This is a genomic window from Brevundimonas denitrificans (assembly GCF_030160755.1).
In the GTDB taxonomy this organism is placed as follows: domain Bacteria; phylum Pseudomonadota; class Alphaproteobacteria; order Caulobacterales; family Caulobacteraceae; genus Brevundimonas; species Brevundimonas denitrificans.
Window position 1 is genome coordinate 21,375 of sequence record NZ_BSOY01000036.1, and the last position, 6,464, is coordinate 27,838.

The 6,464-nt window shown below is 68.0% G+C and carries 5 protein-coding genes; 4 read left to right on the forward strand and 1 reads right to left on the reverse strand.

Annotated elements, in window-relative coordinates:
- Position 1 precedes the first annotated feature (1 nt).
- Positions 2–511: an EF-hand domain-containing protein gene (locus QQJ79_RS09190; protein WP_284222626.1), complete on the reverse strand. Its 510-nt coding sequence runs from the start codon at positions 509–511 to the stop codon at positions 2–4.
- 110 nt (positions 512–621) lie between these two features.
- Between QQJ79_RS09190 and QQJ79_RS09195 the strand changes: the two genes are divergently transcribed.
- Genes QQJ79_RS09195 through metH form a run of 4 tightly spaced genes read left to right on the forward strand, consistent with a single transcriptional unit; the run spans position 622 to position 6,279 of the window.
- Positions 622–1,584, forward strand: coding sequence for an ArsR/SmtB family transcription factor (locus QQJ79_RS09195; RefSeq protein WP_284222627.1), 963 nt, complete (start codon positions 622–624; stop codon positions 1,582–1,584).
- A complete protein-coding gene (gene metF, locus QQJ79_RS09200) occupies positions 1,581–2,537 on the forward strand; it encodes a methylenetetrahydrofolate reductase [NAD(P)H] (RefSeq protein ID WP_284222628.1) in 957 nt (318 codons plus the stop codon). The genes QQJ79_RS09195 and metF overlap by 4 nt, the downstream gene beginning before the upstream one ends.
- Positions 2,534–3,613: a homocysteine S-methyltransferase family protein gene (locus QQJ79_RS09205; protein ID WP_284222629.1), complete on the forward strand. Its 1,080-nt coding sequence runs from the start codon at positions 2,534–2,536 to the stop codon at positions 3,611–3,613. Before metF ends, QQJ79_RS09205 begins: the two co-directional genes overlap by 4 nt.
- Positions 3,613–6,279 carry a methionine synthase gene (gene metH / locus QQJ79_RS09210; protein WP_284222630.1) on the forward strand — a complete coding sequence of 889 codons (2,667 nt, stop codon included), beginning with the start codon at positions 3,613–3,615 and terminating at the stop codon, positions 6,277–6,279. The genes QQJ79_RS09205 and metH overlap by 1 nt, the downstream gene beginning before the upstream one ends.
- Positions 6,280–6,464 lie beyond the last annotated feature (185 nt).

Below are 6,464 nucleotides of genomic sequence, written 5' to 3' on the forward strand. Positions count from 1 at the left end.
CTCAGCCGCCGTCGGGCGGGTTGTCCGGGAAGGTCGGCATGGTCGAGGCCGGAGGCGGCATGGCGATCGGCGGGGGCGGCGCCGGGCGCTGGGGCAGTTCGTCGTCAGCCAGCCGACCGTCGCCGTCGCGGTCCATACGGGTGAACATCCGTTGCGCCCCGGCCGCGAGCTCCTCGGCGCTGATGCGGGAGTCGCGGCTCGTGTCCGACTGGACGATCATGGCGCGCATGCGCGAGCCGCCCATGGCCGCAACCGTCGGATTGGCGAAAACGGCCAGCTCATTGCCCGTGATGCTGGCGTCCTGATTGGCGTCCAGCCGGGTGAAGATGCGGGCGGACCAGGGCGCGACCTCTTCTGACGTCCGGGGCAGGCTCATGCCGCCGCCCATGCCGCCTCCCATGCCCGCTCCAGGGCCGGCGCCCGGGGGCGGCGGAGTCTGGGCGGCCGCCGATCCGGCGAGCGCCGCGACAAGAACCATGGGGACGATAAGGGTGATCGGGCGAAGGGTCATGGCTGGCCTCACGACAACAGTTAGCCGTTGCACGCAGATTGGCCCCCGATCCGGCGTCTGGCCAGCAATTTTCCTTGCCAAATCATATAAGGATATCTTTATATAAAGAGATGTCGTTGACCGCAGACCAGACTGTTGAAGCCTTGCGCGCCGCAGGCGAGCCAACCCGCCTGCGGGTGCTGTCGTTGCTGGCCGGCGAGGAGCTGTCGGTGATGGAGCTGTCGCGCATCCTCGACCAGAGCCAGCCGCGGGTGTCCCGGCATCTGAAGCTGATGGCCGACGCCGGCCTGATCGAGCGGTTCCCGGACGGGGCGCGGGTCTTCTATCGCCTGTCCTCGGACCTGCCGGCGCGCCGGCTGATCGATACGGTGCTGGATTTGCTGGACATCTCGGCGGGCGACACGGACGACCGGCGGCTGGAAGCCGTGCGCCGCGACCGCGAAGCCGCCGCGGGAGCCTATTTCGAACGCGTCGCGCCCCAGTGGGACCGCATCCGCTCGCTGTATGTCAGCGAAAGCGCGGTCGAGGCGGCCATCACCCGCGCGGCCGGGAACGGCCCGTTCGAGCGGGTGGTCGATCTCGGCACCGGCTCGGGCCGGATGCTGACGCTGCTGGGCCGGAAGGCGAAGATGTCGGTCGGTCTGGATCTCAGCCAGAACATGCTCAACATCGCGCGGGCCAATGTGACGAAGGCGGGTCTGGACAAGGTCGAGTTGCGCCACGGCGACATCTTCGCCACCCGTCTGCCGGAACAGAGCGCCGATCTGGTGATGGTGCATCAGGTGCTGCACTACCTCGCCGATCCGGCGGCGGCGGTGGCCGAGGCGGCGCGGCTGGTCATGCCGGGCGGACGGCTGCTGATCGTCGATTTCGCCCCGCATCAACTCGAATATCTGCGCGATGAGCATCAGCACCGCCGGCTCGGCTTCGCCGACGACGAGATGCGGCGCTGGCTGTCCGGAGCCGGGCTGACGCCCAGCGCGCCGATCGTCCTGCCCCCTGACACAGACGGTTTGACGGTCTCGATCTGGACCGCCGAACGGCCGGCCGTCGCGGCGGAGAAGGTCGCATGAGCATCGCCCCCCGCAGCCTGGCCGAGGCCCGGGCCCTGTTGCTGTCGCCGCTTGGACCTGTGGCGCGCGCCGGGCAGGATCTGTCGCGCCCCCGCGTGTCGTTCGAATTCTTCCCGCCCAAGTCTGACGAGGCCGAGGCCAATCTGTGGAAGGCCGTGACCCGGCTGGCTCCGCTGGCCCCCGAGTTCGTCTCGGTCACCTACGGCGCGGGCGGCTCGACCCGCGAGCGGACGCACCGAACCGTGCAGCGCATCCTGGCCGAAACCGCCCTGACGCCGGCGGCCCACCTGACCTGCGTCGAGGCCAGCCGCGACGAGGTGGACTCGGTGATCGAGGGGTATCGCGAGGCAGGCGTTCGCCACATCGTGGCCCTGCGCGGCGATCCGCCGGGCGCGACCGGCATCGGCGGCGCCTATGTTCCGCGTACGGACGGTTACGCCAACGCCACCGAACTCACCGCCGCCATCACGGCCCGGGGCGGGTTCGACGTCATCGTCGGCTGTTATCCGGAGGGTCACCCCGAGAGTCCGTCAGCGGCGCACGACCTCGACGTCCTGAAAGCCAAGGTCGACGCCGGCGCCACGCGGGCGATCAGCCAGTTCTTCTTCGACATCGACGCCTTCCTGCGCTTCCGCGACCGGGTGAGGGCGGCGGGCGTCACTGTGCCGATCATCCCCGGGATCATGCCGGTGACCAATTTCAACGGTCTGAGGCGGATGTCGGCGGCGTGCGGCGCGGCCGTGCCCGACTGGCTGGCGGCCCATTTCGACGGGCTGGACGACGACCCGGAGACGCGCAAGCTGATCGCCGCCTCGGTCGCGGCCGAGACCTGCGCCCGGCTGCAGGAGGAAGGCTTCGCCGACTTCCACTTCTACACATTGAACCGCGCCGACCTGGTCTATGCGATCTGCCGGGTGCTGGGCGTGCGTGAGACCAAGGCCGCCGCCGTATGAGTTCCCCCCTCCCCCGCGCCGAACGCATCGCCGCCCTTCACAAAGCCGCGAAGGAGCGGATCCTCGTCCTGGACGGCGCCTGGGGCGTGATGATCCAGCGCAGCGAACTGTCCGAAGAGGATTTCCGCGGCGAGCGGTTTGCCGATCACCCCGGCCAGATGAAGGGCAACAACGACATCCTGTGCCTGACGCGGCCCGACATCATCGCCGACCTGCACGACCAGTATTTCGCCGCCGGCGCGGACATCAGCGAGACCAACACCTTCTCGGCCACGGTCATCGCCCAGGACGACTACCACCTCGACGAACAGTCGGTGTGGGACATCAATCTGGAGGGGGCCAAACTGGCGCGCGCCGCCGCCGACCGATGGACCGCGAAGACTCCGGACAAGCCGCGCTTCGCCGCCGGGTCGATCGGGCCGCTGAACAAGATGCTGTCGATGTCGTCGGACGTGAACGACCCCGGCGCGCGGCTGGTGACCTTCGATCAGGTCTATGACGCCTATCGCCATCAGGTGAAGGCGCTGAACGCGGGCGGGGTCGACCTCTATCTGATCGAGACCATCACCGACACGCTGAACTGCAAGGCCTGTATCAAGGCCATCAAGGACCTCGAGGACGAGGGGCTGGAGCCGCTGCCGATCTGGATTTCGGGCACCATCACCGACCGCTCGGGCCGGACCCTGTCGGGCCAGACGGCGGAGGCCTTCTGGAACAGCGTGCGGCACGCCAAACCCTTCGCCGTCGGCTTCAACTGCGCCCTGGGCGCCGATCTGATGCGGCCCTTCATCGCCGAACTGTCGCGGGTGGCGGATACGCTGGTCGCCGCCTATCCCAACGCCGGCCTGCCCAACGCCATGGGCCAGTACGACGAGCAGCCGCACGAGACCGCCCACTTCATCGAAGAATGGGCGGCCTCGGGTCTGGTCAATATCGTCGGCGGCTGCTGCGGCACCACGCCGGAGCATATCCGGCATACGGCTGAAGCGGTGGCGAAACTGCCGACGCGCGAGATTCCGGAGCGGCCGGTGGCCATGCGGCTGTCGGGCCTCGAACCCTTTGAACTGGTAGCGTAGTGCGCCCCACCTTCATCAACGTCGGCGAGCGGACCAACGTCACCGGCTCGGCCAAATTCAAGAAGCTGATCATCGACGGCGACTATGCCGCCGCCCTGTCGGTGGCGCGGCAGCAGGTCGAGGCCGGGGCCTCGGTGATCGACATCAACATGGACGAGGGCCTGCTGGATTCGAAGCAGGCCATGGTCACCTTCCTCAACCTGATCGCGGCCGAGCCCGACATCGCCCGCGTGCCGGTGATGATCGACAGCTCCAAGTGGGAGGTGATCGAGGCCGGGCTGAAATGCGTCCAGGGCAAGCCGATCGTCAATTCGATCTCGATGAAGGCGGGCGAGACCGAGTTCCGCGAACAGGCGGTCAAATGTCTGCGCTACGGCGCCGCCGTCGTGGTCATGGCTTTCGACGAGGTGGGCCAGGCCGACACCGCGGCGCGCAAGATCGAGATCTGCACCCGCGCCTACCGCATCCTGGTGGACGAGGTCGGCTTCCCGCCCGAGGACATCATCTTCGACCCCAATATCTTCGCCGTGGCGACAGGGATCGAAGAGCACGACAACTACGCCGTCGACTTCATCGAGGCGACCAGGGTCATCAAGGCGACCCTGCCCTGGGCCCGGGTGTCGGGCGGGGTGTCGAACGTCTCGTTCAGCTTCCGCGGCAATGAGCCGGTGCGCCGGGCGATCCACAGCGTCTTCCTGTATCACGCCATCCAGGCGGGCATGGACATGGGGATCGTCAACGCCGGCGACCTGCCCGTCTATACGGACATCGAGCCGACGCTGCGCGAGGCCGTCGAGGATGTCATCCTGAACCGGCCGCAGCGGACCAATGTCTCGAACACCGAGCGGCTGGTCGACATCGCGCCCAACTACAAGGGCGACAAGGGGGTGGCCCGGGTCGTCGATCTGAAATGGCGCGACACCCCCGTCGGCAAGCGGATCGAACACGCCCTGGTCAACGGCATCACCGACTATATAGACGCTGACACCGAGGAGGCGCGGCTGTCGTTCGACCGGCCGCTGCACGTCATCGAGGGTCCGCTGATGGACGGGATGAACGTGGTCGGCGACCTGTTCGGCTCGGGCAAGATGTTCCTGCCGCAGGTGGTCAAGTCGGCGCGGGTGATGAAACAGGCTGTGGCCTGGCTGGAGCCCTATATGGAGGCCGAAAAGGCCGGCAAGCCGCGCGAGCAGGCGGGCCGGATCCTGATGGCCACGGTCAAGGGCGACGTCCACGACATCGGCAAGAACATCGTCGGCGTGGTGCTGCAGTGTAACAACTATGAGGTCATCGACCTGGGCGTCATGGTCCCGGCCGACCGCATCCTCGACGCCGCGATCGAGCACAAGGTCGACATCGTCGGCCTGTCGGGCCTGATCACGCCGTCGCTGGACGAGATGGTGTTCGTGGCGCGCGAGATGGAGCGGCGCGGCTTCGACATTCCCCTGCTGATCGGCGGGGCGACGACCAGCCGGACCCATACGGCCGTCAAGATCGAGCCCGGCTATCGCGCCGGCTCGACCACCTATGTCGTGGACGCCAGCCGCGCCGTCGGCGTGGTCTCCGGCCTGCTGTCGAAGACTGAGCGGGCGAAGAACGTGGCCGCCACCCGCGACGAATACATCCGCATCCGCGAACAGTATGCGCGCGGTCAGGAGGTCAAGGCGCGGGCGTCCCTGCCCGCCGCGCGCCAGAACCGCTTCCGGCCGGATCCAGCGACGCCCCTGCCCTCGGCGCCGTCGTTCCTGGGCGTGCGCGCCTTTGACAGCTGGGATCTGGGCGATCTGGCCGACCACATCGACTGGACGCCCTTCTTCGCCAGCTGGGAGCTGATCGGCCGCTATCCGTTGATCCTCGAGGACGAGATCGTCGGCGAGGCCGCGCGCGACCTGTTCAAGGACGCGCAGGCGATGCTGAAGCGGATCGTCGACGAGAAATGGTTCACCGCGCGCGGCGTGGTCGGCTTCTGGCCCGCCAACGCCGTCGGCGACGATATCGTGGTCTGGGCCGACGAGAGCCGCGCGGTCGAGATCGCCCGCTTCCACACCCTGCGCCAGCAGATCAGGAAGTCGAACGGCAAGCCCAATCTGGCCCTGTCGGACTTCGTCGCCGAAACGGGCCGGGACTATATCGGCGCCTTCGCGGTGACGGCCGGCCACGGCGAGCTCGAGATCGCCAAACGGTTCAAGGACGCCGGCGACGACTATTCCGCCATCATGGCCACTGCCCTCGCCGACCGTCTGGCCGAGGCCTTCGCCGAGGCCCTGCACAAGACGGTGCGGACCGAGCTGTGGGGCCATGCGGCGGATGAGCAGACGACGGTCGAGGACCTGATCGCCGAGCGGTATCAAGGCATTCGCCCCGCCCCCGGCTATCCGGCCCAACCGGATCATACGGAGAAGGCGACGCTGTTCCGGCTGCTGCAGGCGGAAGACAACGCCGGCATGGCCCTGACCGAAAGCTTCGCCATGACGCCGCCGGCGTCGGTGTCAGGCCTGTATTTCGGGCATGCCGAAAGCCACTATTTCGGCGTCGGCAAGATCGATCCCGACCAGGTCGAGGACTACGCCCGCCGCAAGGGCTGGGACGTGGCGACCGCGGAACGCTGGCTGTCGCCGATCCTGAACTACGACCCCGGCGCGCCCGCGCGCAGCGACGCGGCCTGAGGCGACGCTTCGTTCAGCCGCCTACTCCAGACCCACGTCGGCCGGCGTCGCCGGCGGGGTCGTGATGTTGTCGCGCAGGCGACGCGCGGCGTGCTCGCAGCGGCCCGGCAGGCCGAAGAACAGGCCGAAGGCCTGGCTGCGGACAGCCTCTTCCTGATTGACCAGCGGCGTCCATTTGGCCGCGG

Coding starts and splice junctions, on each gene's coding strand:
- QQJ79_RS09190 (WP_284222626.1), bottom strand. CDS start 511: ATGACCCTTCGCCCGATCACCCTTATCGTCCCCATGGTTCTTGTCGCG.
- QQJ79_RS09195 (WP_284222627.1), top strand. CDS start 622: ATGTCGTTGACCGCAGACCAGACTGTTGAAGCCTTGCGCGCCGCAGGC.
- metF (WP_284222628.1), top strand. CDS start 1,581: ATGAGCATCGCCCCCCGCAGCCTGGCCGAGGCCCGGGCCCTGTTGCTG.
- QQJ79_RS09205 (WP_284222629.1), top strand. CDS start 2,534: ATGAGTTCCCCCCTCCCCCGCGCCGAACGCATCGCCGCCCTTCACAAA.